Annotated in this window: 19 protein-coding genes and 1 pseudogene; 4 read left to right on the top strand and 16 right to left on the bottom strand. The window is 44.6% G+C overall.

The genetic code is table 11. The annotated features are described in order from the left end of the window. Nucleotides 1-230 precede the first annotated feature (230 nt). The 6 genes from DC20_RS08090 to DC20_RS08065 form a co-directional block, all read right to left on the bottom strand. Nucleotides 231-650 carry a hypothetical protein gene (locus DC20_RS08090; protein ID WP_062543364.1) on the bottom strand — a complete coding sequence of 140 codons (420 nt, stop codon included), beginning with the start codon at nucleotides 648-650 and terminating at the stop codon, nucleotides 231-233. Between the two features lie 225 nt (nucleotides 651-875). Continuing rightward, nucleotides 876-1,253, bottom strand: coding sequence for a hypothetical protein (locus DC20_RS08085; protein WP_157593100.1), 378 nt, complete (start codon nucleotides 1,251-1,253; stop codon nucleotides 876-878). 137 nt (nucleotides 1,254-1,390) lie between these two features. Continuing rightward, on the bottom strand, nucleotides 1,391-1,948 hold the full coding sequence (locus DC20_RS08080) for a heme NO-binding domain-containing protein (protein WP_062543362.1): 558 nt from the start codon (nucleotides 1,946-1,948) through the stop codon (nucleotides 1,391-1,393). A gap of 53 nt (nucleotides 1,949-2,001) precedes the next feature. Continuing rightward, nucleotides 2,002-2,409 (bottom strand): hypothetical protein, encoded by a 408-nt coding sequence (locus DC20_RS08075; protein WP_157593099.1) that lies wholly within the window; start codon nucleotides 2,407-2,409, stop codon nucleotides 2,002-2,004. 168 nt (nucleotides 2,410-2,577) lie between these two features. Next, nucleotides 2,578-3,855 carry a Y-family DNA polymerase gene (locus DC20_RS08070; protein ID WP_062543360.1) on the bottom strand — a complete coding sequence of 426 codons (1,278 nt, stop codon included), beginning with the start codon at nucleotides 3,853-3,855 and terminating at the stop codon, nucleotides 2,578-2,580. Next, nucleotides 3,852-4,280, bottom strand: coding sequence for a LexA family protein (locus DC20_RS08065; RefSeq protein ID WP_245652320.1), 429 nt, complete (start codon nucleotides 4,278-4,280; stop codon nucleotides 3,852-3,854). The genes DC20_RS08070 and DC20_RS08065 overlap by 4 nt, the downstream gene beginning before the upstream one ends. A 180-nt stretch (nucleotides 4,281-4,460) precedes the next feature. On the opposite strand from DC20_RS08065, the gene DC20_RS08060 reads away from it, so the two are divergent. Beyond that, on the top strand, nucleotides 4,461-4,619 hold the full coding sequence (locus DC20_RS08060) for a hypothetical protein (protein ID WP_169788172.1): 159 nt from the start codon (nucleotides 4,461-4,463) through the stop codon (nucleotides 4,617-4,619). Between the two features lie 133 nt (nucleotides 4,620-4,752). Here DC20_RS08060 and DC20_RS08055 read toward each other — a convergent pair whose 3' ends face one another. From DC20_RS08055 to DC20_RS08040, 4 genes are all read right to left on the bottom strand, one after another. Continuing rightward, nucleotides 4,753-7,986 carry a WD40/YVTN/BNR-like repeat-containing protein gene (locus DC20_RS08055; protein ID WP_071885407.1) on the bottom strand — a complete coding sequence of 1,078 codons (3,234 nt, stop codon included), beginning with the start codon at nucleotides 7,984-7,986 and terminating at the stop codon, nucleotides 4,753-4,755. A 186-nt stretch (nucleotides 7,987-8,172) separates the two neighbouring features. Next, nucleotides 8,173-11,367 (bottom strand): WD40/YVTN/BNR-like repeat-containing protein, encoded by a 3,195-nt coding sequence (locus tag DC20_RS08050; RefSeq protein ID WP_062543357.1) that lies wholly within the window; start codon nucleotides 11,365-11,367, stop codon nucleotides 8,173-8,175. A gap of 50 nt (nucleotides 11,368-11,417) precedes the next feature. After that, nucleotides 11,418-12,821, bottom strand: a complete 1,404-nt coding sequence (locus DC20_RS08045; RefSeq protein ID WP_062543356.1) for a RagB/SusD family nutrient uptake outer membrane protein — start codon at nucleotides 12,819-12,821, stop codon at nucleotides 11,418-11,420. A 102-nt stretch (nucleotides 12,822-12,923) separates the two neighbouring features. Then, nucleotides 12,924-15,878: a SusC/RagA family TonB-linked outer membrane protein gene (locus tag DC20_RS08040; RefSeq protein ID WP_062543355.1), complete on the bottom strand. Its 2,955-nt coding sequence runs from the start codon at nucleotides 15,876-15,878 to the stop codon at nucleotides 12,924-12,926. A gap of 1,143 nt (nucleotides 15,879-17,021) precedes the next feature. On the opposite strand from DC20_RS08040, the gene DC20_RS08035 reads away from it, so the two are divergent. Further along, a complete protein-coding gene (locus DC20_RS08035; protein WP_062543354.1) occupies nucleotides 17,022-18,170 on the top strand; it encodes a site-specific integrase in 1,149 nt (382 codons plus the stop codon). A gap of 73 nt (nucleotides 18,171-18,243) precedes the next feature. Here DC20_RS08035 and DC20_RS08030 read toward each other — a convergent pair whose 3' ends face one another. Beyond that, the gene (locus DC20_RS08030) at nucleotides 18,244-18,789 is read right to left on the bottom strand and encodes a hypothetical protein (RefSeq protein ID WP_062543353.1); all 546 of its coding nucleotides are present in this window, start codon (nucleotides 18,787-18,789) and stop codon (nucleotides 18,244-18,246) included. Nucleotides 18,790-18,959: 170 nt separating this feature from the next. On the opposite strand from DC20_RS08030, the gene DC20_RS08025 reads away from it, so the two are divergent. After that, nucleotides 18,960-19,211, top strand: a complete 252-nt coding sequence (locus DC20_RS08025; RefSeq protein WP_062543352.1) for a helix-turn-helix domain-containing protein — start codon at nucleotides 18,960-18,962, stop codon at nucleotides 19,209-19,211. A 249-nt stretch (nucleotides 19,212-19,460) separates the two neighbouring features. Further along, nucleotides 19,461-20,104, top strand: a pseudogene (locus tag DC20_RS23365) (DNA/RNA non-specific endonuclease); the annotation flags it as partial. A gap of 99 nt (nucleotides 20,105-20,203) precedes the next feature. On the opposite strand, the gene DC20_RS08010 reads toward DC20_RS23365, so the two are convergent. The 5 genes from DC20_RS08010 to DC20_RS07990 form a co-directional block, all read right to left on the bottom strand. Next, on the bottom strand, nucleotides 20,204-20,437 hold the full coding sequence (locus tag DC20_RS08010; RefSeq protein ID WP_062543349.1) for a hypothetical protein: 234 nt from the start codon (nucleotides 20,435-20,437) through the stop codon (nucleotides 20,204-20,206). A gap of 248 nt (nucleotides 20,438-20,685) precedes the next feature. Beyond that, nucleotides 20,686-21,081 carry a hypothetical protein gene (locus tag DC20_RS08005; RefSeq protein ID WP_062543348.1) on the bottom strand — a complete coding sequence of 132 codons (396 nt, stop codon included), beginning with the start codon at nucleotides 21,079-21,081 and terminating at the stop codon, nucleotides 20,686-20,688. A gap of 905 nt (nucleotides 21,082-21,986) precedes the next feature. Next, entirely contained in the window at nucleotides 21,987-22,451 is a 465-nt protein-coding gene (locus DC20_RS08000; RefSeq protein WP_062543347.1) for a LexA family protein, read from the bottom strand. Between the two features lie 230 nt (nucleotides 22,452-22,681). Continuing rightward, on the bottom strand, nucleotides 22,682-25,228 hold the full coding sequence (locus DC20_RS07995) for a DEAD/DEAH box helicase (protein ID WP_062543346.1): 2,547 nt from the start codon (nucleotides 25,226-25,228) through the stop codon (nucleotides 22,682-22,684). Then, nucleotides 25,228-26,175, bottom strand: coding sequence for a HamA C-terminal domain-containing protein (locus DC20_RS07990; RefSeq protein WP_071885406.1), 948 nt, complete (start codon nucleotides 26,173-26,175; stop codon nucleotides 25,228-25,230). Before DC20_RS07990 ends, DC20_RS07995 begins: the two co-directional genes overlap by 1 nt. Nucleotides 26,176-26,714 lie beyond the last annotated feature (539 nt).

The following is a 26,714-nucleotide window of genomic DNA, read 5'->3' as shown; positions in this document are numbered from 1 at the left end:
CTTTCAATGGCAGCTCACGTCTAAGCTCTGGTTTCGGGGCTACCGAAGCATGTGTTTTGGTGCTGTTTTCACGTAATCTGCCTTAAAACAGGAATCCCGCTCCAGTACTTGAAGCGGGATTCCTGTTTTTATTTTGGCGTTGGTTGGTGCCTGGCTGAGCTGTAGAAGTAGATTGGCGTGATTGAATTTGCTTGTGAAGCTACTTCTGCTAAAGTGATTAAGGCAACTTCTTAATTGTTTGTAGGAGCTACTTCCAGGTCTAACTGTACTACACCTTCTCCGGTAGAAGCTTCCTGAACTACTTCCCCGTTCACCAATATCCTCGCGCTAATCACTTCTTTAGACAAATGGTGCAGGCTTATCACAAGAGCTATCTTTTGGTTGTCTGCTTTGGCCACGAAGCTTTTGTTTAAACTGGCCGGTGTGCATCTGAATCCGCTAACGGCAGTTCCGCTTTCATTCATGTACGTAAACATGTCAATCACCTTCTTATCCACCTTTTTTGATACTACCTGGTACTCAATTTTGTCCCCTTTCTTTACTGTAATGGGAGTGTACTTAGGCCCAAAGGAAGTTAAGACAAGCAGAGTGAAGCTAAGGGCTAAAAAGTTGGTTGTAAGGGATGAAAGAGCGTAAAAGTTTCTTCTCATATATGTATTTTATATATATCTATGTTCAAATTTAAAGAGAAGAAGGGAATTGGCAAAATATACTTTCTTGGTATTCTTAAATTTTAGAATGGTACTAATAAGAATTGTTGGGTTTGGTATTAATCAATGAAAATATTTATCTGCAGACAGAGGTATGGACCGTAAGGTGAGAAAATCTGCGTGTTGCATTTCCCAGAACCTGAATTACTGTGGCTTACCAGCAACTTAGCTTTGAAGCCATTTCACTGCCTCTTGGTTGCTGCTGAAGGTGCGCAGTTCATAGGTGAGCACGCCTTTCTGGTGTATCCTGGAGATGTTGTTTTGAGCCTTGTTTTCAAGAACCGGGTCTAACGGTTGAATGCGCGCTACCTTCTGTAGCCGGGTCTTTGCCAGGGCCGTAGCCAGTTGAATGGAGATGTCTCTGTTTTCTTCCTCGCTAATACTCACGTGGGTTCTGCTTGCGTCCAGTAAAAGCCTCTTCACGTCATAGTTTACAATAGCCTCCACCAAAATAGTGAAGCTGTTTTTGATGACCGGGAGCAGGGCAGAATCCAGGTCTGGATACTCCACATACAGAATATCTGTTGCGGGAGTATAGTCCATCTTAATGGGGCTATTGGGGAAGAGGTTCATGGCAACAGGGCAGCGTTAAAGGTGCTTTCTAAAACAGAGCTGCTTCTTTAACTTAAAGGTACATTGGTAAATCCTTTCAGAAAACTGTTTCTGAAGCAGGGAAAGCTTTAGGTTAAAAATTTTACTTGTATCTGTACTCTTTCTGCGTCTATAGGGGTAAGGCGGGTAACCTGTACCTGTTCGCTCTCCTGGTAGTACTTGGCAATGCCTTTGATAATGCCTACGGCAACGCCCGCCATCCGGCGTTTAGAATAATAGTCCACAATGAGCTGGTTTGGTCCCTTTGGGGTAACCAACAACACTGGTGGCGTAGTTCTGTTATCTTCCTTTTTAACGGCCCCGTGCATAGAAGCTTCTGTGTTCAGGAGCATCTCGTACGTGCGCCACTTAGGGTCAATGTATTTTTTGTACACTAACAGAAGGTCAGGCACCAAAAACTCACCAAATGCTTCCATGAGGTCATGCGCCGCAATGCCTGTGGCTGCAGAGGCTTTCTGCACAATGGCAAAGAGCTCACTGGTAGGGTACATGTTATGCATCTGGTACGTGTTATGCGTAACTTCAGCGGCCTCCAGCAACTTTATCCAGGTGCTGTAATCATACTTGCTCTCCACAAATCGTTTCAACAAAACGAAGATGGAGCCGTGCATTTGGTCTTCAACCATAAAAATCTCTCTCTACTTTTCCCCGGTTATACTACTTTATGATACAGATGGTGTCAGATATTGGAAATTAACCATTTTAATGCTTCTGGCTTACTCTCGAAGTTTTGCAGCTGAAAGGGAAGCATACCCGCCTGTTTGATGTGGGTGATGTTCTTTTCTGCCGATGACTCTATGGCAGGGCTGGCCGACTGCAAACGGGCAAGTTTCTGAAGCCGGGTTTTCATGAGCTCAGCTGCCAGAAAAGTTGAAATAGCCTTACTTTCTTCTTCGCCCACAGAAACAGAAGTTCTGCTAGAGTCCAGCAAAAGCCTTTTCACATCAAAGCTCTTGACGTGGTCTGCCAGAATAGAAATGCTGTGTTTGATTTCCGGAAGCAAATAGTCATGTAAGTCAGGGTAAGTCACCTCCAGCACATCTGTGGCAGGTTCATACACCAACTTAATAATACTATTCTCAAACAAAACCATCTGTGCATGCTTTAGAAAGCGAAGGTAACTTATAAAACGGGTATTATCACCTGTCTTTGTCTTATAAGCGAAGACCGGAACCCGGAAAACGTTTCCATGACCTTGTATTCCAACTGCTTAAAAGCAGGAATAGACGCTGATTTTCTGAGTTGCCCCAAGACTTTACGTTGCATTATAGACGGTAGGTATCTCAGAGAGCCGGGTGGTGTAGCAGGGCGATTTGCGCTCGCATTTAACCTGCCAGGAGTGGTCATACCCTTGCGAGGCCACTTTCACAATGTCTCTGCCGTACCTGGAGGTGAGTTTGTCTATGGTCTCCATGATGCTGACGTGCTTTTCACGGTTTATGTTGTCCAGCAAATCATACTGGATCTGGTGCTGGGGAACAATCTCCGTCAGAATTACCCCGGTTTTTTTGTACCGGTACCCCGGCTTGAAAATGGATTTCAGCACCAGCGAGGCATAGTGAATCAGCTCCATGTCTGAGTTGGTGGCCACAGGCAGCGTAATGGTTCTGCTGTTGCTGTATTGTTGATCTGTGCCAGAGAAGAAATTGGTCTGGATGAACACCGTCATGACCTTGGCACAGCTTTTCTGTTTCCGGAGCTTTTTGGCGCACTTGGCGGCATAATTAGCGGTGGCTTCCTGTATCTGGCCGTAGTCGGTGAGCCGTTCCCCGAAGCCTCTGGACGTGCAGATGCCTTTCTTGGGCGGTGCGATCTCGTCCAACTCCAGACAACTTTCGCCCCGCAGTTCCTTGACCAGCCGCAAGCCTACAACAGCCATGTGCTTCTTTACCCAGGAATCTGACTTCAGGGTGAAGTCATAGGCGCTGTTAACGCCATGTTTGCGCAGCAGTTTGGCGTACTGCCTACCCACGCCCCATACGTCTTCAATGCTGGTTGCTTTCAAGGCCTCTGTGATGTGGTACGGATCAGTGAGCACCAGTACCCCCTTTGCCTTGGCAGATTTCTTGGCGAGTCGGTTGGCGACCTTGGCCAGCGCTTTGGTAGGAGCTACCCCTAAACTAACCGGGATGCCCGTCCACTGGTGCACGGTGTGCTTGATTTCCCAGCAGTACTCTACCAGGTTTTTCTGGTAGAAATTGCCCAGGTCTAAAAACGACTCATCAATGGAATATACCTCTATGTTGGGCGTGAACCTGGAGAGGGTGGCCATGACCCGGTGAGACATGTCGCCATACAGGGTGTAATTGGAGGAGAAGGCATGGATGTCGCCTATCTCCACCAGGTCTCTGATCTCAAAGTAAGGAGCTCCCATCTGAATGCCCAATGCCTTGGCCTCATTGCTCCTGGCAATCACGCAGCCGTCATTGTTGGAGAGTACCACTACGGGTTGGCCGTTCAACGAAGGTTGGAAGACGCGCTCACAGGAGGCGTAGAAGTTGTTGCAGTCCACCAGAGCAAACAAGGAGGTCATCGTTTTACTGGTTTGTGCAGAATCCAAACAATAACGCCCCACACCCGCATGTCCATCTCCTCGGTGATTTCTATGGGAGCGTAGGCAGGGTTGGCGGGCTCCAGGTACACTTTGCCGTTGATGTTCCGGAACGTTTTCACGGTAAATTCCCCATCCAGGAAGCAAACCACCGGCAGCCCGTCACGGGGCTTCAGGCTTTTGTCTATTACTAGCAGGTCGCCCTCATGAATATTGGCGTCTTGCATGGAATTGCCTTTCACCTTCATCATGTAGGTAGAGGTGGGGTTCTGGATGAGGTAGTTGTTCAGCTCAATCCTGTCTTCCAGGTAGTCGTCAGCGGGGGAGGGGAACCCCGCGCTGATGTAAGAGGCGAACAGGGGCAGTTCAAGCCCCTCCAGGAAATCAATGGAACAGGGTTCCAGCACTGAGGAATCTATGGGTATTATCTTTGCGCAGCTCATATCAACACCTTCAGTAGTATTATAAATACTAAATTAGTTAGCAATTACGCGAAACTATATAGAAAAGGTGAATATAATTCAGTGATTTTCCAACAATGTTGGCAACTTGTGTTGATAACCCCAAAATTGTTAGTAACTCCTGCCTTGCATCACCTGCTTTTCCGGATGCGGCTTTGCTCCTGGCAACTGACCCTGCAGGAGTTCCTGCAGATAAGGCTCATCAGTTTCATGATTGTGAAAGTGCACGAGTTTTTGTCTGGCCCTTGTGAATCTGCAGTAGAGGGGCAAAACTTATTACAATAGAGGGGGCCGTTATTTTTTACCACTTTTCTCAAAACTAGCCTTAAAGCAAGAGCCCGCCCCATGATTTGAGGCGGGCTCTTGTTTAAATGATGCTACTGGAAGTCAAGCCAGCGGCACAAGGAGGAAAGCAGCATTAGAATACGACCTTCTCTGGGGTGGAGCCTGGAAGCGTAATCTTCTGGATGTTCGCTTCCTTGGTGACTTGGTTAAAGTTGGCAATGTCTTTCTGGATTAAATCAACCATTTTCGTTTTTGACTTCTGCCAGGAGGCGTTGAGCTCTGTTAGCCGTTCTTGTTGCGCTTTGGTCACAAAAGGAATATCCGTATCCAGGTCGTCTTTCAGGTACAATAAATGGGCACTTAGCTTGCTTTCAAAGTTCAGGAAGTCGTTGTTAGACTGAGATCTGTTCTGGATCAGGTCTTCTTCCCAGGCGTTGATTTTCTTCACTAAAGCTTTGCCTTCATCAGTGACTTTCCTCATCTCCGGAGTTTCCTCCAGCAGTTCCACCAGAGCATTTACCTGTTCCTTGGCTTTCCGCATTCTTAGAACCGAGGTATGAATTTCTCTGACGCCATCTTCCAGAGCTGTCAGGGCCGCTTGTTGTTCTTTGTAAGCAACCTGGTTGACCTCCACCCGAGGATCTGCCAACACTTTAAAAGCCACGGTTTTTTCCTGGTCATCAACCTTTAACCTGGCTTGGTACGTACCCGGTGCTGCTTTGTGGCCGGTCAAACTGGACGGCATGAAAGCGGTGGGTACTCCCGGCAGTGTGGCATACCGCATGTCCCAGACAAAGCGGTTAAGGCCTGGCTTCACAGGTAAGGTTGGGTCAGCGGTAGGGCCACCGGGGTACGTCACGAACTTTTTATCTGCTTTGCTGGAGTATTTCCGGACAAGCTTGCCCTGCTCATCTAAAATCTCCAGCGTAGCCAGGCTGTCTTTGGCAAAGCCGGCTGGTAATTGGTAATAGAGCGTAATGCCCGAAACAGGATTGGTGCCCGCAGGGCCTCCTATGCCAGAACCGGTTTCCTCGCTCTCTATCTTGTTCAGGGCACTGCTTCCTGCTACCCGGTAGCCATCTTCAGGCTGGTAGAGATGCAGGGCCTGGGCAGATAATCCTCTGTTATACTGCCTGATGGTGCCCAGATCATCTAAAATCCAGAAAGATCTTCCTTGGGTAGCGGCTATCAGGTCTCCCTGGTGAACCTTTAAATCTGAGATAGGCGTGAGTGGCAGGTTTAACTGGAAACTATTCCATTGTTTACCGCCATCATAGGAGATGTAAAGGCCAAGTTCAGTTCCGGCAAACAAAAGGTCTTTGCGCTCGCTGTCTTCACGCACCACGCGGGTGAATGCCTCCCCCGGGATGCCATCTGTGATCTTGGTCCAGCTTTTTCCGTAGTCAGTGGTCTTATAGATAGCAGGCGTGAAATCATTGAATTTATAACGTGTGGTGGCGATGTAAGCAGTTGCTTTGTCATGCGGCGATACCTCAATGCTATTCACCAGGGTTTCGCCTAGTCCTTTTGGGGTAACATTGTTCCAGGTTTTGCCTCCATCACGGGTGAGGTGCACTAACCCGTCATCGCTGCCCGTCCAGAGCACGCCCTTCTCATGCGGTGACTCCACCACGTAGGCAATGGTGCCATAGTTCTCGCCGCCGGCTCCTTCATTGGTGAAGGGAGCACCGCTAATGATCATCTTCGTGGAGTCATGCCGGGTCAGGTCCGGGGAGACAGCCTGCCAGGTTTTGCCCGTGTCGGTGGTTTTAAAGAGAATGTTCCCGGCATTGTAGAAAGTGTTAGGTTCATGTGCTGAGTAAATGATAGGGGCATTCCAGTTAAACCGGTACTTCATGTTTTTAGGCTCCATGCCTAAGTATAGGATAGGAGAAACCATGATGGAGGTTCTTAAGTTAGTGACCACATCATGTACCTCTATGTTGCCCTGGTAGCTGCCTCCCACCACATAGCGCGGGTTTTCTGGATTGAAGGCTAGAAACGCACTTTCGCCACCGGCGCTGAAAGACCAGTCGCGCTCTTCAATGCCGCTGCCCGAGGTGTTTCTGCTGGCTATTTTAACCGAGGTGTTGTCCTGCTGTCCTCCGTACAGGTTATAAGGGAACACATTGTCGGCGTTTACCCGGTAGAACTGGGCGGTGGGCTGGTTGTCCTGCGTAGACCATACCTTGCCTCCGTTAAAGCTTATCGCGGCGCCTCCGTCATTTGCCACCACCATGTTCTTGCTGTCCTTCGGGTTCATCCATAGTTGGTGGTAATCGCCGTGGGTCCCGGTGATCTGGGTCCAGGTCTTGCCTCCATCTGTAGACTTCAAGCCGGGGGCATTGAGCACATAGACCGTGTTTTCATTCTGCGGATCAGCAAATACCTCTATGTAGTACCAGGCACGCTGCGTAAGGCGATGGTCTTTGCTTACTCTGTTCCACTTGCTACCGCCGTCTTCACTTACAAATAGCCCGCCCAGGTCTTTTTGGGTATCGCTTTCAATGACGGCATACACTTTATTGGAATTAGCTCTTGAAACTGAAACCCCGATTTTCCCGAGCTCCTTCGGCAGGCCGTTCTCCAGCTTTTTCCAAGTTTCGCCGCCATCTGTTGATTTGTACAGGCCACTGCCTTTACCCCCACTGATCACCTGCCAGGGTAAGCGCCGGTGGTCCCACATGGACGCATACAGAATACGGGGGTTGTTCATGTCCATGCTGATGTCAGCGCAACCGGTATTCTCATCCACGTACAGCGTCTTCTTCCAAGTTTTGCCTCCATCCACAGATTTGTACACGCCTCTATCTTGGCCAGGTCCATGCAAGGCACCTTGGGCCGCTACGTAAATAACATCTGGGTTTTGCGGGTGAATGCTTATTCCGGCGATGTGCCTGGTCAGGTCCAGGCCTAGTTTAGTCCAGGTTTTCCCGGCATCCGTTGACTTATAAACACCGTCACCATGCGATGTCATTACGCCGCGGGGTGCGTGTTCGCCCATGCCCACATACACCACATTGGGGTCTGATTCTGACACGGAAACTGCACCTACGGAGCCTGTCTTGAAAAAGCCGTCAGAGATATTAAACCAGTTCTGTCCAGCGTCTTCGGTTTTCCAGAGACCGCCCCCCGTGGTGCCCATGTAATACGTCAGCGGATCATTGATGACGCCACTTGCGGTGACTGACCGTCCGCCACGAGAGGGACCTACGTTCCGCCATTTCACAGGCTTGAAGTAGGGGTTAATCTGATCTGTTTGATTCGCTTCTTTAGCTTTTCCTTTGCTTTTTTTCTGGGCTTCCGCCGGGGAAACAGCAAATTGGGTGACAGACAAAAAGAGGAGAGGGTATATCAGTTTCTTCATAAAGGAATAGTGCTGTTGGTGTTTTAAGATATGCTACAATGTTGGATTTCTAGGCATTTCTGGTCTTGTTCTGTGCTGGAGTTAGGAGAACAGATACACACAATTGTTTTCTAACCTTTGAAGCATACCCAGATTTGCCTTGAAATGCAAAGTGCCTGTTATACTAGACAGGCACTTTGCATCTGATTATTGTATGGAAGAAGCTGGCTGAGGTGCAGCCTTTTCTTTTTCACTTATGTAATTTACTCCTTTCTCCTTCACTAATTTGTTCAGGGCAGGTATGTCCTGTTGCTGTACTTGCTTGAAAAGGCTTAATTGCTCATCAATTTTACCTGTTATTTCCTTTTTAAACTCATACGCCTGCTCTGTAGGCCTAAAGTCTCCGGTGCCCACTTGCTGCACCAGATTTGCCAACTTGTTATTGAGCCTGATTGGGAAGTTCAAAGGATCCTGACCACTGCGGTTTTTTGTCTGATACAGCGCTTCTTCAATGGCGGTAATCTTCTTGTCTACCGTGCTAGCCGCGTCAATGATGTCTTTGTTTTTCTCATCTCCTTTCAGGTTTCCTTTCAAGGTATTCAGCTGCGTGCGCATGGTGCGAATTTCCTTGATGGCGTCATGCGTTTCGGTCAGTTTATTGCGTACCTCAGATAAGAAGGCAAACTGGGCCTGCAGGTCTTCTTGCGAAGATTTGACACGTGGGTCTTTCAAGATGACAAAGTCAGTCTCTTGGCTGTTGTTGTTCACCGTTAGCTTTGCCTTGTAAGTGCCCGGAATTGCTTTTGGTGCTAAAACGCCACGGCCGGCCCATAAAATCAACCCTTCAAAGCGGCTGGCATCAGGATAATACATGTCCCACACAAAACGGTTCATTCCCTGTTTTAACTCCAGTTTGTCTTTCTTGTCTTTTGCATTGCTGGCAAAACTACGGATGAGCTTGCCGCTCTGGTCCAAAATATCAAGCTTCACTGTGGTAGTGGTGTCTGGTTTCTGCTGCATGAAGTAGTTGATGATCACACCACCCGGGTGGTTCTCGCCGGCTACTTTAGAAGCTTCTCTGCTGCTACTACCTGCCATTTTATAGCTGTTCATGGGCTTAAATAGATGGAACGGCTTGTCTGCCATACCGGCGTTCAACTGGTGTAGCGGCGTAATGTCATCAATCAACCAGAAACTACGACCCTGAGTGGCTGCTATGAGGTTATTGTCTTTGATAGTAAGGTCAGTAATAGGCACCAGGGGTAGGTTTGATTGGAACGGCTGCCAGCTTTGACCGTCATTGAAAGAGATGTACATGCCGTATTCTGTACCGGCATATAACAAGCCTGGTCGCTTCTGGTCGGCGCGTACTACCCGGGTAAAGTGCGTGTCTGGGATACCATTCGTGATTTTGGTCCAGCTTTTACCGTAATCCGTGGTCTTGTAGAGGTAGGGCTGGAAATCACCTGATTTATACATGGTGGCCGCCACATAGGCTCCTCCTTTAATGGTCGGGTGCGGATCAATGCTATTAATCATCATCCACTCCGGCATGTTCTTGGGCGTAACGTTTTTCCAGTTTTTGCCACCATCCTGGGTGATATGCAACAACCCGTCATCAGATCCTGTCCAGATAACTCCTGGCTCCAGAGGCGATTCATTGATGGCGAAGATAGTACCGTAGTACTCCACACTGGTATTGTCCTGGGTGATAGGGCCTCCGGATGAACCAAGCTTGCTGGCGTCATTACGCGTTAGGTCTGGGCTTATGGTTTCCCAGGAATGTCCTTCATTGGTGCTAACATGTACATGGTTAGAAGTGGTGTACAGCTTCTTAGGATCGTTTGGAGAGAACAGAATAGGGAAATTCCACTGAAATCTGTATTTCATGGACTCTGCGCCGGCACCCATTGGGTTATCTGGCCACACGTTAATGACCCGCTCTTGTTTACTGGTGTGGTCTACCCGTGAAAGAAAGCCGCCATAGTTACCACCGTAGACAATCTCCGTATTTAGCGGATCTACTGCCAGGTGCGCACTTTCAGCTCCGGCTGTTTCTTCCCAATCGCTTTCCGTGATTTCATTGCCTTCGGTACGATGCGCAATCCGGACAGTGGAGTTGTCTTGTTGCGCCCCATAAATACGGTAAGGGAAATGATTGTCTGTTGTCACCCGGTAGAACTGGGCGGTAGGCTGGTTCATCATGGTGCTCCAGTTCTTGCCGGTATCGGTGCTGATCTGGGCGCCACCATCATCTGCAATGATCATGCGGGACGGGTCTTCTGGGGCTATCCAAAGGTCATGATGGTCACCATGCGGGGCATTGGCACTCTCAAACGTGCGGCCGCCGTCTTTGCTCCGGTGGTAAGATACGTTCATCACATACACTACATCCTGGTCTTTCGGATCAGCGGTGAGGCGGGTGTAGTACCAGGCCCGCTGGCGTAGGTTCCGGTCATCGTTCACTTTTTGCCAGGTAGTGCCTCCATTCTCAGAGCGGAACAAGCCGCCATCCTCTGCCTCTACCATCGCGTACACCCGCTCTGTGTTGGCTGGAGAAACTGCTACGCCAATGATGCCTAGTGTGCCTTTGGGCAATCCGGCATTTCTGGAGATTTCTTTCCAAGTTTCACCGGCGTCTGTGCTTTTCCATAAGCCAGAACCGGGGCCACCGGAAGAGAAACTGTACGGCGTGCGGCGCACATTCCAGGTGCTGGCATAAAGAACCCGTTCGTTAGAAGGGTCCATGATGAGGTCTACAGCACCGGCATCTTTGTTGGCAAACAAGGTACGCTTCCAGGTTTTACCGCCATCTGTACTCTTATAAACACCGCGTTCTTCGTGAGACTTATACAAGTCACCCATAACCGCCACATACACTATGTTAGGGTTGGTAGGATGAATGCGGATACGACCAATGTGCTTAGAATTCCGGAGCCCTATATGCTGCCAGGTTTTGCCCGCATCTACTGATTTCCAGACCCCAAAACCAGAGGACACGTTGCCTCTGACGGTTTGCTCTCCTTCTCCAGCGTAGATCACATTTGGGTCGGCTTCGCTCACGGCAACTGCGCCAATAGATCCCCCGAAGAAACCATCCGAGATATTCTGCCAGGTAGAGCCACCGTCTGTTGTTTTCCATACGCCGCCACCGGTTGCGCCAAAGTAATAGAGGTTGGGTTTGCCCGGAACCCCCGTCACCGTGCCAGAGCGTCCGCCACGGTAAGGGCCAATAGAGCGCCAGGTAAGGCCATTGTAAAGCGCAGGAGCAAAAGTGCCGGTAGCGGCTTTTTTGTTTTTAGAATTTTGCTTCTGTGCATCTGCAGGTAGCGGCGCTACAAGCAGTGCCGCCGCCACTAATAAGAATCTTGATTTGAGAGTGTTTTGTAATGTGGTTGCCATAAAGAGGTTATTAGGGGATACTAATCTTGACCATTGATACCAGATCAGCGTTATTTATAGGCCTCGTTTTGCACAAGATTTTTGTTTGAATCTATATCAAAGCTTGGGATAGGGAAGACCTGACGGTTGAGGTTTGTCAAAGAGACTGCCGGGCCGTTGGTGCGTTCCACACCTGTTAGTTCAGTGGCTGTTTGGCCAGTGCGTACGATATCAAAAAAGCTATGTCCTTCAAAAGCTAGTTCAATCTTGCGTTCCTGCCATATAGCTTTGAGCGTTGCGTCCATAGTGGTGGTAGTTATATTTCCTAAGCCTGCATTTCTGCGGATCGCATTAAGGTCTGACAATGCTCCGGCGATGTTTCCTGTTTTTGCTCTTGCCTCAGCTCGGTTCAGGTAAACCTCAGAAAGCCTGATGATGTGGGCATTGTCAATGTTGCCTGACTTGATGTATTTGGTAGGGTAATATACCTTGGCCCCTGCATTAAAAGCAAATAACTTCCCCCTGATATCATTAGGGTTTGCTGTTACCTCCTGGTAAAAACTTGTGTGGGCTGCTACATCACCCCGGCCACCTATGGTAGATGGTACATACCAGTTCCTCAGTCCGCTTTGGTCTGTGGTATTGAAGTTTAATTCAAAAATAGCCTCAGTCGTAAACTTGCTTTGGAAGATGTCCAGGTAGTTGGTGACAAACCTGTACTTGGTATCAGCTATAACCAGATCGGCGTACTCAATCACTTTCTGGGGTTGATTGGTGTACAGGTAAAGTCTGCTTAAAAGCGCCCGGGCTGTTCCTTTTACCGCCTGTGACCTGGTGGCAACATCAGAAGCATGTTGCTCTGGCAATAACTCAAGGGCCTTTAGAAGATCCTTTTCTACCTGGCCATAAGATTCTGCCAACGTAGGCCTGGCGGGAAAGAAAGATTCATCTACCCTGGTAGAAGGCTGAGTAACCAACGGAACGCCTAACGTGCCTATGACACCAGGAACGCCTCCATATGTTTTGGTAAGATCAAAGAACGCCAGGGCTCTGACAAAATAGGCTTGGCCTAAGTAGCTGTTCTTTTCGGCATCCTGGGCATCTGTTAGTTGCGGAACCTTGTCTATGATGTTATTGGCGACGTTCACTGCCCGATACGCCCTAGTCCAGAAGTTTCCGTTTTCAGTATTTCCGATGGAGGTTAAGTAGGTATCCATTTCACGGTAGAAGTCCCAGGTGCCTATGCTTTGGGCGACATCAGAAGAGATGTCGCTCATGATCTGGAAATTTCTACCGTAATAATTTTCATTCTGGAGTTCGTTGTACATGCCTGCTACAGCAGACTCAGCCCCCTTTTTATTTGTAATTGCTCTTTCCTGAGCTATTTGAGTTTGGGGATCTTGCTCTAATACATCATCGCAGGCACCAAGTGCTGCTACTAAGCAGAAGGCTAATAAGTAAGTATGATATCTCATATGTAAAGCGTTTGAATTAGAATGTTGATGCTGCTTGTGACAGCGGCTCTGAAGCTAATTTCCTGAATAAATTTTCTGTATGGTGACAGCTACTAGGAGTTCTTAAAAGCTGATGTTGAAACCACCCATAAAGACCTTAGGCTGAGGCATGCTAAAGAACTCAATGCCTTGAGTTAAGGTATTAGCAGCCGTAGCAGTTATCTCAGGGTCTAAGCCAGTGTAGTCAGTGATAGTGAACACGTTCTGTCCTGATACATACACTCTGGCTGAAGAGATCCCGATTTTATTAATGAGCGCTGTAGGCAATGCATAACCCAATGTAATGTTCTTCAGACGCATGTAGGAGCCGTCTTCCAGGAATCGTGAAGGTCTGAGGTCACTGGCGTAATTGGCAGAAGTCATTCTGGGTACCATGGTCCGGTCACCTGGCTTCTGCCATCTGTCTAACTGGCTGGTAGAGAATTGAGAAGTTCTTGTTCCGCCATGCTCTAGAAAGAAACGGTTCCAGTTTAACTGCTCATTGCCGTATGAGTACTGAAAGAAAAAGCTTAAATCAAAAGCCTTGTAGTTCAAAGTATTGGTGATACCACCAAAGAAGTCTGGGTTGGCGCTGCCCACGATCTTGCGGTCAATGTTTGACCTGAATTGACCATCTCCGTTTACATCTGCGAAGATAGGAGCTCCTGTTTCAGGGTCTACTCCGGTTTGCTCGTGCAGGTAAAAAGAGAACAACTCTCCGCCTTCTTCATATCTGAAGATGTCACGGTTGTATACATTGAAGGGAGCCGCCAGCTTTAAGATTTTATTTTTGTTGTGCGCAATGTTGAAGTTCATATTCCATTTGAAATCAGTTTTTTGGACTACATCAGCACTGATGTTTAGCTCAAATCCTTTATTCTCCAGCTCGCCAAAATTTTGTACCAGGCTGTTAAAGCCAGAAGTACGAGGCACTGGTACCGCAAGCAACAGGTCTTCTGTTTTCTTGTAATAGTAATCTGCGATGATGTTGATGCGGTTATTAAAAAGCCCTATGTCTACCCCAATATCTGTTTGCTTTGTGGTCTCCCACTTCAGCTCAGGGTTGGCTAATTGTTCTGGTCCTACGCCTGGTATATCAGCATAGGCAGCACCTGTCCATAAGCCTAGTGCCTGAAAGTCGTTGATGCCGCTCTGGTTACCGGTGATGCCGTAGCTACCTCTGACCTTCAATGTGCTGACAAATGTCTTGTCCTTGAAGAAAGGCTCTTCTGAGATTACCCAGCCTAATGCCAAGGAAGGGAAGGTACCCCATCTGTAGTCCTCACCAAATCTGGAAGAAGCATCACGCCGAACATTGATGGTAGCCAGGTATTTGCTCTTGTAGTCGTAGCCAATACGGGTGAACAAGGAGCCAATACCCCAGCTGCTCCCTGTAGAGCTTGCTCTTTGCACCGCAGCAGAGGCAATCCTTTTGAAATCATTGCTTGGAAATTGCGTACCCCAAGCAATGGTGCGGGAAACTTCAGATTCCTGTAGGGTAGTACCGAACAAGGTATTGAAGGAATGGTCGCCAAAGCCAAACTCATAACTCAGCACGTTTTCCTGAATCCAGTTATAGTCATTGGTCATGACAGACTGTGCGCTTCCGTTTGTGCCGGCTCCGGCATTTGTGAAGGTGTTGTCATATATGTTTTCTTCTATATTGCTGTAGTCAACACTAAAGCTGGATCTTAAGCGCAGACCAGGAATGAACTCATATTCGCCGTAGAAAGCGCCCAATAATCTATTGGTAACCATTGAGATTTCAGATTCTTTGATAGCAGTAAGAGGGTTTTCAAAAATGCTGAATTTGGTGTAGGCACCGTTAGGCTGATACATAGGCAGGTTGGAAGGATAAAAGAAAGCGCCGCCCAAACTTCCAGAGATGTTGTCATCATTTCTCTGGCGTGATCTGCCCGTTTTGGAATAGAGGATACTGGTGCCAATTTTGAACTTATCAGCAGGGTAGAAGTCCAGGTTGATACGGGCACTGTTCCTGGTGAAATCTGTGTTCTTTATAATTCCCTCCTGTAGGAAATTATTGCCTGATACCAGGTACTGTATCTTTTCATTGCCCCCGCTCACGCCCAAGTCAATGTTACGCAGGGCACCTGTCTGGAAGATGGACTCTCCCCAATTGGTGTTGGTGGTATTTGCCGGATCGCTGTAAATGGGCTGCCTTCCGTTATTAACAGCCGCCTCGTTCATCAACCTTTCAAACGTAGGCCCATCTACTACCTGCGGCAGCTTCGGCGATTTTTGCGCTCCATAGTAAGCTCCCAAACTCACTTTGGCTTTCCCCTGCTTTCCTCTTTTGGTGGTAATGAGCACCACGCCATTAGCTGCCCTTGCGCCATAGATGGCCGTAGCAGAGGCGTCTTTTAGAATCTCCATAGATTCTATGTCGGCTGGGTTTATGTCGGCAATTGGGCTTGTTGTTCCGCCACCTATTTCTAGGTTAGATAAGTTGTTAGATTGAATAGGAATGCCATCAACTACATAGAGTGGATCGCTTGACGCATTGATAGACGAGGTACCTCTTACCCGGACGGTAATACCGCCACCGGGAGTACCTGAATTAGAGTTCACCTGTACGCCTGCCGCGCGACCCTGTAAGAGCTGGTCACTACTTGCGACGGGTATGTTCTCTATTTCTGCGGCACTAACAGAAGAAATAGCGCTCGTTAGTGTCTTCCGGTCTTGTTCACCATACCCCGTAACTACTATTTCTTTTAGCTGCTTCGCATCAGATTCCATCTGAACATTAATGTTGCTTTCATTGCTAACCGCTACTTCCTTTTTTACAAAGCCAACATAGGAGAATACTAGCACATTGTTTCCGGCTGGTAGGTTTATCCGAAAACCGCCATTGATATCTGTGTTTGCTCCTATTGTAGTTCCTTTCACAACTACGCTTACCCCTATCAGGTCAGAACCATCTTCTTTTGAGGTGACTTTGCCAGAGACCGTTCGGTCCTGTGCCAGCACAGTAAGCGATATTGGAAGAAATAGAATTAAAGTCAGTAAAATCTTTTTCATAATCTACAAGGTGAGTTAAAATTCAAATGCATTCAATTGTAATCGCTTTATTCAAAATGTTCTAATCTGGAAGAGCATAGAAAACCTGGTTGCACTTTATTAAGTGCAATGCTTGATTTGAAATATTATAAATTATAGATAGATGCTGCTGTTTAGCAACTTTCAAGGGTTGCTTAGCTTGTATGAATAGCTTCCCTGTCGTAAAAAATTACAATGTATGTGTTGATAATCAATTTGATATAAACCCCACAAGTTTGCTTTGGGGCTAAATCAATAAACTTTGTAATTAGATTAATTTCTTTTAAAGCAGGCAAGTAGAGAGTGTTGTTAGGTTACATGTTGCAAGGCATAACTCATCACGCTACTGTACTTACCGTACTAATATTATAAGAAAATTGAATTCGAAGCAATAAATTTTAAATAAAAATAAAAACTAATTAAAGAATAGAAAACAGTGAATCTGTGGTCCGATCATCTGCTTGAATGGGATGGGACTTTACGAAATGGGAAATAATCTTTGTCCTATATGTGGGGCAGATGTGAAGGTGTTTGATGCTGTCTTTACTGCGCAGGGGGAGAACAAAGCCTCATGTGCCTGTTGTGGAGAAATGCTGCAGGGTGAGTTTCCCTTTCTATGTTCTGCATAAGCCTGGCGCTTGCCTGCCACAGAGGACGTCTCCTATGCAGGTTCTTATTGAGCTATCACTACTGAAATCTTTCATTGTCATGGCTGCCGTGCTGCTTACTGTTGCCTTGGATAGGTAAATTTTAGGAGCCTGCGGAGAAGAGGCGCGTGTCAACTAGGTAGAAATTGGATGGTTGTTAACTCTATGCCTGGATATCAAGAAGAAAGAAAAATTCCTAGGCTTGACTTAGGTGCCGCTGCCCAAACAGCTTTGTAAAAGCTTCTGCTTTCTGGAGGAGCAGCAAGTTGCCAGCTAACCATTGGGCATAAAAAAAGCCTCAGATTTCTCTGAGGCTTTTACTGCTGGTGGTGATGATTGGAATCGAACCAACGACACAAGGATTTTCAGTCCTTTGCTCTACCAGAAGAAAAGTGTAATCCTGCTCAATAGGGATGGTTTCAAGCAAAGATAACATTAAGAGAGACAACAGGAGAGACAGTAACCTAAAAACTGTCTCATGTATACAGACCCACAAATCTTCAACCCAGAGGATACAACCAAGAGAGGTTTTATCTTCTTCAACTTCAATGGTAAGCGGTATCGTTTCTACACAGGTAAGCCAATAGGGGTAGACTGCTTCCCAAACTCAAGTAAAACCCACAAGGAAAGGGAGCGCTTGTTCAAGCATCTTCTTAGGGAGTTTACCAAATCTCTTGTTAAAGGGTGGTCTCCTGAGAGTCCAGTTGCTCCTGAGCTTAAATCTGAACCAATAATTGAGAAGCCTTCTTTTGAAGAGGTCTTGGGTAAACTGGTAGAGCATATAAACAAGAGCTCTTACAGTAAGACTTACAAGCGTGACTTGGTTAAAATCAGTGAGCAGTTCCTTAAGTTTTTAGGTGAGGAGGGTAAGCAGCTTGCGTTGGCAGATGATATAGTTACATCAGATGTAGAACGCTTCCTACAACAGTTCTCATCGTCTGGAACCTATTACCAGAATAAGCGCAGAAACCTTACTGTTGTTTTCTCTAAGCTTGTCAAGTTAGGGTATTGTAAATCTAACCCAGTGGAAGACACATCCAAGCGAAAAGCCAAAGCAGTACTTCATCAAGCCTATACACCTGAACAGTTGGAGGTATTGTTACCATACCTTCGTGATAACTATCCCAATCTGTTTATCTGTGCATTGCTGATGTATGGTACACTACTCAGACCGCATCAGGAGATTAGACTTCTAAAGAGAAGGCATTTCAATAATGACTTTACTAGGTTTCTACTTGATGGTAATGAGAACAAGAGTGGAAGGATAAGAAGTCTAGCAGTACCTGGATATGTCAGGAATGCTCTTATCTATAGTGGTAAAGACAAACTGAAGCCTGAACATAACATCTTTACAGGAGCTGACTGGGCATACAATGACTGCTACTTTAGTACGAAGTGGGGTAGGATAAGAAAGAAGCTTATAGAGTCTGGCATGCTTAAACAGAATCAGACTCTATATAGCTTTCGTCATTCTGCTTCCATCAACGTTTTTGATAAGACACAGGACCTGAAACTCCTGCAGCAGTTGTTTGACCACTCTAGCCTAAATACTACACTTATCTATCTTAGGAGCATAGGAGTAGTTCAAATCAGTAGCTCGTCCATGCCTGATTTGAAGATTGCTTAATCCCTAAGAAGAGCAATGCCCCTAAGATTAAGCTTCTTAGGGGCTATTCCATTCGAGAAAGACATATGCAATTCTAATAAGGAAGGAATCCCTTGGTGTGCTCGACTTGGTTAAGACCTAGTTTTTTATACTCCTGAGCTTTCGTTTCATCTCCTTCCATATGAAGGATAAAACCGTAGTGATAATTTAGCATACCGTTTGTCTGAGCAAACACCCTTAAATCATCCAAACCTTTGTAATCATTCCTGGTTGCGTCTTCCTTGGCTAGGAACGCTAGTTCAAAGTTCTTCTTTGCTTTACCAAAGTTATCAGACGACATTAATTTCTCCTTTGGTATAGAGCCAAAGCTTAACGGTTGATGCAGGTAAGCGAGCCCTAGCATTGTGTAAGCTATGTGTAGCTGCTTATCTTTTTGAATTAATTGCTCACAGCATGAGACCATCTTCTCAAAAGAGTCCTTCTCTCCCTGATACATAGATATGATTTTGGCGCATTCTACTGTTGTAGCAGTGCCTTCAGCAATCTTCCTTTTATATTTATTGACTTTAAGTTTGTCTAATAATGAGACACCCGCATAGTTCAAGAGACCCTGCAGGCCACCTATGATTAATGATTCCATGATAGTTTTTAGTTAGAGTTAAAGGTTATCTATGTTTTTAGAATAGTGCTATTGGACTTCTCTTTATATGTTTACCCTTTAAAGGTATCAAAAAACAGTTGATGTGTACCATATAAGGTGTAAGACTATATGGTGTAACAATAGACTCTAAATACCTTCAACTTTCGCTCATGATGAGTGATGAGGAGGTGCTAAAAGCCATAGGTGAGCGGTTAAAGGCAATAAGAATTCAAAAGGGCTATACTAGCTATGAGGATTTCGCCCATGGCTATGACTTAGGTAGGATGCAGTACTGGAGGTTAGAGAAAGGAGAGGCTAACCTTACAATGAAATCACTTCTCAGAATACTAAGCATCCATAGGATGACAATTCAGGAATTCTTTTCAGAGGGGTTTGATAGACAGCCTAGTCCAAACCTTTAATCGATACCTAAGTATGCCATGAGGGTACACCATGTATGCTTATGAAGAAACAAATTACTTATCTCTCTCTCTATCCTTTCTGATGCTTGTTGGATGTAAGGAGACAGAAATAGCTCCTGACAAGAGCTCAAGACTTGCTACTAGCGAGCACCTGACTCTGGGAAACCCAAGTAATGCTACCACAGATATAAACAACCCCAACAACTACTTGATAGACAGGCCCAGTACGCTCTATCTTACAGCAGAGACAGGGGAACGCCAAATTGGGTAAGCTGGCATATCACTAATAGCTGGATAGGTAATGCACCACGTCAAGATGATTTCAGGCCAGATAACTCACTTCCTACTGGTTGGTACAGGGTAACGCATCTAGTTATTCAGGAAGTGGTTTCGACAGGGGGCATAATGCACCTTCTGCTGATAGGACCAGAACAATAGAAGATAACTCTGCTACTTTTCTGATGACCAACATGATCCCACAGGCCCCAAACAACAACCAGCAGACCTGGGCAAGATTGGAAGACTACACGCGTGATCTGGTGCAGGCAGGTAACGAAGTCTATGTAATCATGGGAAGCTATGGGGTTGGGGGTACTGGTAGCATGGGACCTAAAACCACGATAGACAATAGAAGGGTGACAGTGCCAAGCCAGATCTGGAAGGTGATAGTGGTTTTACCTGAAGGTGAAGACGATGTAAGCAGGATAACTACCAGCACCAGGGTGATAGCTGTTAACACACCAAATACCAACTCAGTGAATCCTTCTTGGGGAAGCTACAGAATATCTGTGGATGCAATAGAAGCAGCTACAGGATATGACCTTCTTTCAAACCTTCCTAATAATATAGAGGCTACGTTAGAAGGCAAGACAGATACTGGCCCTACTCAGTAGGGTATGCTTTGATCCTAACCCCAAGCAAAGGGCTTTACAAGTTGTGTAAAAGAGCTAAGAATAGTTATCTACTTTCTATCAAGCCATTCAAGAGAAGCTTCACGAGCATTGTACAATAACAGTTCCATCAGGTAGCAGTGTGACGATTTCAACTTCTTCACCTTTTTGCTTATTGCAGCAGTTTCCAGAACCTCTAACAAAAGTATAAACCATCCACCTGGTTATCCCTATTTTTGGATCATCTTCTATTGCAATCACTTCTCCATGGCAATCTGGCTTTGGGGCTACTCCACCAACTCCTTGTCTAACTGCTATCACTACTCCTTGTGGCATAACTTTAGGTTTAAAGGTTAGAAACAATTATACCAAGTTGTATTTAAAAGTTAAGTATGTAAATACCTAGTTATCAGTAATCTTATAGATGTACTTGTTGATTGGGTGTTACTGTGTACCTGAAGAGTACTGTACTACAAAGTAAGTGTTTGCAATTTGTAGGCTGATGGACTTCAAGGAGGAATAGTTGTAGTAGGAAATGCTGTTGGTTATCAATTCTGATAATGTGCTAAGAGGGGTTTGCAGTCTTATAGCTTCAACCAAGCAATAGCAGAGTCAAGCTCTGTGAAGCTCTGAAACAGGATGGGCAGCTCTTTGTCTTTGAACACCTTCCTGACCACATGTTCCCTGTAGTGGCTGGAGGAGACGACCCTTGCGATCTTCTGGACGCGCGTGGAGGATAGACTTCTCGCGAACTGGGCTATGACTGGCGAGAATTCCTCTTCATCCACATCCACCTGTGTATCCTTGGCGTCAAACAGAAGCTTTTTGATGTCATAGTTCCTAACGTGCTCCACGATAACACCAAAGGAACTGCTGATCTCAGGCATGAGGATATCGCTCACAGGTGGGAAGTTGACTGATAGTATATCAGTGGAAGGATCGTACTCCAGATTAAGAAAGCCACTGTTGTAGATGTTCATAGGCGTTGGCTAGGGTGTACAGACAAACGCCATTCCTATGTAGTTCGTTACACTGAGACGCCATTGCTTTCTAAGCTCGTTCTTTCTAATCACTGATCTTGTGCTAAAAGCAACACTGGTCTTAACCATGGCTAGTAGCTGTATAGAAGCTAGCCATAGACACTGGTCTTTTTAGTAACGAAGTCTAAGCTCCATATTTATACATGTAACTATTTATGTTGTGGATATAGAATGATTTAAAATAAGCAATCATAGTGTCTAGGATTGGTGTAAATACTGCCTAAAAATAGTGCTGCACATAGCAAATAAACCATAGTATTTAATTGCGTATTTGCTTGATTGACTTGATTTTATGGTCCAAAAACGTTATGTTTGCAAGGTCTCTGAGGCCTAAAAACAAGTGCACCCCCCTATGTTTTTCTCTTGGTGTTTTCTCTTATAGATTAACCTATCATATTAATAGGAATCATCCTCTATCTTCATACATAGATCAGTGTTTAGTATGGCTAGACCTCAGTATAAAAGCTGAAATAGCTTAGCTCCATTTCTTCTTTAAGATCAGTGTTTAACACGATATTAGATCAGAAGTGGTCACTGTTAATAACCTGCAACAGTACTTAATTATAGATCTTGATCCTTTACCCCAAAGCTCATTGGTTTATTTGCAGCAGCTCACAGTTAATGGGTTTTAACCAAGCTCTTATTAATTAAGCAAAGCTACTTAGAGCAATGCTTAACGACAGATAAGTACTAGCCATGTTAAACATGCCATTGATCTAAGGGGATCAGTTTACAGAGGTTTAACATCCAAGATGCCATAGGTGATTTTAGATCTTAAACATCAAGCAAGTTGGTCAGCCTTATAGATGTTGCTTCTAATACCTATGTGAAGCACAATGTGCGAGTTACCTTTTAACAGGTTGATGTAAAACCCACACTATCACGCCCCAAATCCTGACGTCCATCTCCTCAGTGATCTCTATAGGTTTGTAGGCAGGGTTAGCTGGCTCCAAATATACCTTCCTATTGATCTGTCTGAAGGTTTTGACAGTGAACTCACCATCTAAGAAACACACCACAGGCAGCCCATCCCTAGCCTTCAGGCTTTTGTCTATCACCAACAGGTCCCCTTCATGGATGTTCGCGTCTTGCATGGAGTTGCCTTTCACCTTCATCATGTAAGTGGAGGTGGGGTTCTGCACCAAGTAGTTGCTCAGGTCTATCCTGTCCTCCAGGTAATCGTCAGCAGGGGAGGGGAAGCCTGCACTTATGTAGGAAGCATACAATGGAAAGTCTAAGCCTTCCAGAAAATCAACTGAAATAGGCTCCAAGACAGAGGAATCAATGGGTATTCTCTTTGCGCAGCTCATATCAACACCTTTAGTAATACTTTGAATACTAATTTAATTGGCAAGTACGCAAATCTATATAGAAGGAAGGTATATGTTAGTATGTAATTCTAATGATGTTGGTAAGTAGTGTTGATAACCCTAGTAATGTTAGTAATTCTTTTCTGTAAACCTAAAAGTTGAAAATATTATAACTTCTGCTTTGCATAACTATCATCAAGTTTGCTCAAATATTACACTCTAGGCTTCCTTTACTCTCTGCTTATGAGAGAGAAGAGTGTGTTTAACTCATTTACCATTGCTGTTGGCAACCCAAGCAGATCAATATCATTGCTCTTTATCCAAAGTATACAATCTTCCCTTGTCAAATTGTTATCTGGAATGTACTCAGAAAGAGCTAATGTAGTTGGTCTACTCAATCCTAAATCGATTAGAGAGATCTGAGTTTTAAGAGATACTCCATACTCAAGCCAACTACTTAAATCTGGAAGTTCCTCAATTAAGTCACTGTTATTCTCCTGCTCTAAATGGAAGTGAAGTATATCAAGATAGCAGTTTGAGTACTTGGCGAACTTAAATCTTGCATAGTTCTCTATGAGGTCCATAGTATCTCTAATCACTCCATCTAAAGGCTTAGGCTTTTGAACCTTAATCCAATACTTATAACTATCATCAATCATTTTAGGAAGTGGTAAACCCTTCATCCAATTAACTACTAGTATAGCGTAGGTCTTTGACATCTTCTCAGAGTCTCCAGTTAAGAACATACTAATCAGATTTACAATACGCTCATAAGAGACATCTACTGCATCGTAGCTGTCAGGAGCAACTGGAATCAATTCATCCTTATTGCTATGCAGTTTAAAGTAGTTTAGCAAATTTTGCTGAGCAATGGGGCTAACTCCAGGGTTTCTGAATATAACACTTCTTGGTAGCTCAACAAAACCTCGAACTTTACCTAATTCAAATTCAAGTGCCTCTGATAGAGGGTTGTCTGGGTTTAACGTAGAGGCAAGTTCATTATCTAGAGCTTTAGTAAAATAGTAAGTGAAGGCATATTCTAAATTCTGGCTGGTGTTATTAAGCTTTCTTGGTGTGCCTGCCTCTATGTAATTTATGAGCTCTGTTAATGGAACATTGTCAATAGCCTTGTAGATAGTTTGTTTGCTTCTGTTTGTTGAAGGTATGTTATTCCATTTATAAGGATCAACACATACTATATTCCCTTGGAATTCTTTACCAAGTCTACCTGCTCTACCTGCTAGGTTCCAAAAGTCATTTTCGTTCATTGGTTGCCTTGAACCTCTGGTTGGATTCTTAATATATATACTTCTAGCAGGAAGATTGACACCTTCAAGCAGTGTTGATGTACATACAAGAAAATGAATCTCCCCTTGACCAAAAAGTCTCTCAATCTCTTGCTTTACGATCAATGGCATATTGCCATAATGGAAGGCAACTCTTCTTCTGAGTGTTTGAGCTAACTTGTATCTGGGATGAACTACCTTGATGACAAGGTTAATCAATCCATTTATCTCTTCTGAAGTAGAAATATCTTGGCAAAGCCCATATAATTGTACAGCATACTTCTCAGCATCTGCTTGACCATTCGCATAGATTAAGTTCCCTCCTAAGCCATTGGATAAGCTATAGGCCACAAAAGGTAATATCTTAGATACTGGGCTTGGCTTGAAGGGAAGATTGAATTCTCCAAGACTTATTGGTGTATCATCTATACATAAAGCCATATCATACTTCTGAGGTTTGCCTGGCTTTTGAGAAACAAATAGCAAGTTTTGGTTAACAGCAACATAGTCCTTCTTAACAGGAGCCTTGGTGTTGTTAGTCTTTATGATGTCTAATAGTAACTCTGGATTGGACGTAAATGGACTAGAAAAATATACCTTCAATTCAGGTGATTCCTTTACCAACTCTTCAATCTTCTGTTGCAAAAGAATGCCTCTGTATCCATCGCCTATCTTTTGAGCTTCGTCTACGATTAAGATATCGAATCTAAAAGATGAACTAGTTACTTTGAACCAATGTAATCTCTCTTGAGTAAATACGAAGATAGTAGAACGATATGACTCAACATCAAAGGTTATCTTAGGAACTGAACTCACAAAGACATCTTTAACATCATTGTCAATAAGTAAGTGCCTAAGCTCATTTTCTACTTGAGTTACTAAAGCTCTGGTGGGGACTAAGTATACTACATTCAGCCTTCTCCCTTTATCCATCAACGCATCTAATATCAGTCTTGATAAAACAAAGGACTTTCCAGATGAAGTAGGAGCAGAGATACTTACTATGTCTGACTCTTGTGTAGCATCATAAACTGCTTTTTGAAACTTATTGAAGTAAAGTAATTCATCATTGTGGGTGATATACGTGTTTAAAAAGTTTCTCTTTGCACTTTCAAGCTTCAATGAAAATGGAACTTGTTCTAAGTAATCTGATGGTATTAACTGTCGCTTGAGTGCTAATGATAAAGCAGGCTTATTTGTTAATACGTCAAGAATAACTCCAGCTGACACTTTGTGCATTTCGCTAGAGTTCGTCCTAAGTAAGCAATGTTGAGCTATTCTAAGGGCAGCATCCAGGCATTCTTGATCATCAGCGTGCGCAAGAATACTAGCACAAGATATTAAATTATTCCAGTCTATTTCCTCATCACCTACTTGTTGAGTGTTCTCTAAGTTATCAAACTGAGCAATAACAGACTCTTTAAGAAGAGACTTTAATTGCCTCTGAAAGCTAGGTAATTGGTATATTCTATTAGGGAGGGTGGATGCCATTACTTTAAGCCTAGTTCTTCTAAAAAGGATTGTCTAAAACCATCAACGCTTGGGAAAGGAACAATGAATAATTCAATATCATAAGTATGGAGTGGTGCCTTGGCTACTAAGCTCGTTCCTACTCTCTTTATCCACTTGTCTACTTTTTTAATTGCTTCAGCTAATAAGTCTTGAAGTTGAGTTTGATTTGGACCCAATGGATACCTTTTGTAATCAAATGCTACTAAGCAAACAGCGCAATTTTTTGCCTTTGTGTAGTTAACATGGTCTTTATCAAGATAGGTTAGTATTGCTTCCTCAAGATCGTTATCCAATAAGTCAATATTTGAAATCATCAACTGTAACTCTCTTTGGAACTGAGTTCCACTACCTCCTGTGTTGCTTAAAAATTTCCCTACACTTTCAAAACAATCATCTACTGCACTGCCAAAAGTCTGATGCATCTTAGATTCGCCCCAATATATCGCTAAGCAACCACTTCCTGGATCAAACTTTACATGAACACCATCTACACCATGAACATGCATTTGGGAACTTGTTTTAAGTGGCATTTTACAAAGTAACTGAGGCATCTTTAGGTATTCTTGAGCTAGAGCATACAACATAAGCTCACCTCCTTCACCTGTTTTTTCTAGATCAGTCAGTAGGAGTTTAGCTTTCTTACCTAACTTAGTTATTTGCACACTTGAATTGTTTTTAAGGTCTTCCTCCTTTGCTCTTTGGATCTCATCTCGTGGAATGCAGTAGTCTAGCAGCCTAAACGATAGGAACTCAGCTAAGTCAGCCACTCTTGGGCTTTGATTTCCATCAAAGTTAATTAGATAGAAATGTACCACAGCCTTTGTACCTGCTACAGATACTTCCTTTTTAACCTCTTTTAGATAAGCATCCATATTGCTTCCTGCACGCAGAAGCTTTTCAATGGAAACTGGGTTTATGAATGTCATTAGGGGGGAGTAGAATATTGGATGAAATTGGCTGTAGCTTATACTGAGGCTTTAAGTTAAGTAAAGTTGGTGGTGAAATACTATAGGCAAAGTATAAAGTGCAACTAAGCAAAGTGTTTGCTTATAATGTTATTACACTCAACCTATAGTATTTGGATGTTCAATTACTTGTATTCAACTCTAGTTCAAGTACTAGATTGACTTCTGGCCTTGAATTGCTTGTTGTATCTTGTAAGCAAAACCCAGGGCATACACGTAAACATCTAAGAACAGATTGATGAGATGGGATATGCAGGCTCCTACGACTGGGTGGTAATGTTGTTATAGGTTTTCCTGCCTATAAGTTCGCTCTATTCTAACATTAGTTTCTGGCAAGCACAACTTATATACATTGCTACGCAGAGATGATGACTGCCACCAATAACACACTAGCCAAGCTTACATAAGCCCTAAACAGAACCTTTCTCATTGTGATGTTAAACCTGTCAAAATGATCTCCCAACTCACATATATAAGTGCCACCAGGAAGCATAACCACG

Source organism: Rufibacter tibetensis (genome assembly GCF_001310085.1).
In the GTDB taxonomy this organism is placed as follows: domain Bacteria; phylum Bacteroidota; class Bacteroidia; order Cytophagales; family Hymenobacteraceae; genus Nibribacter; species Nibribacter tibetensis.
Note: the sequence above shows the minus strand (reverse complement) of the source record. Positions and strands in the feature narration are given on the sequence as shown.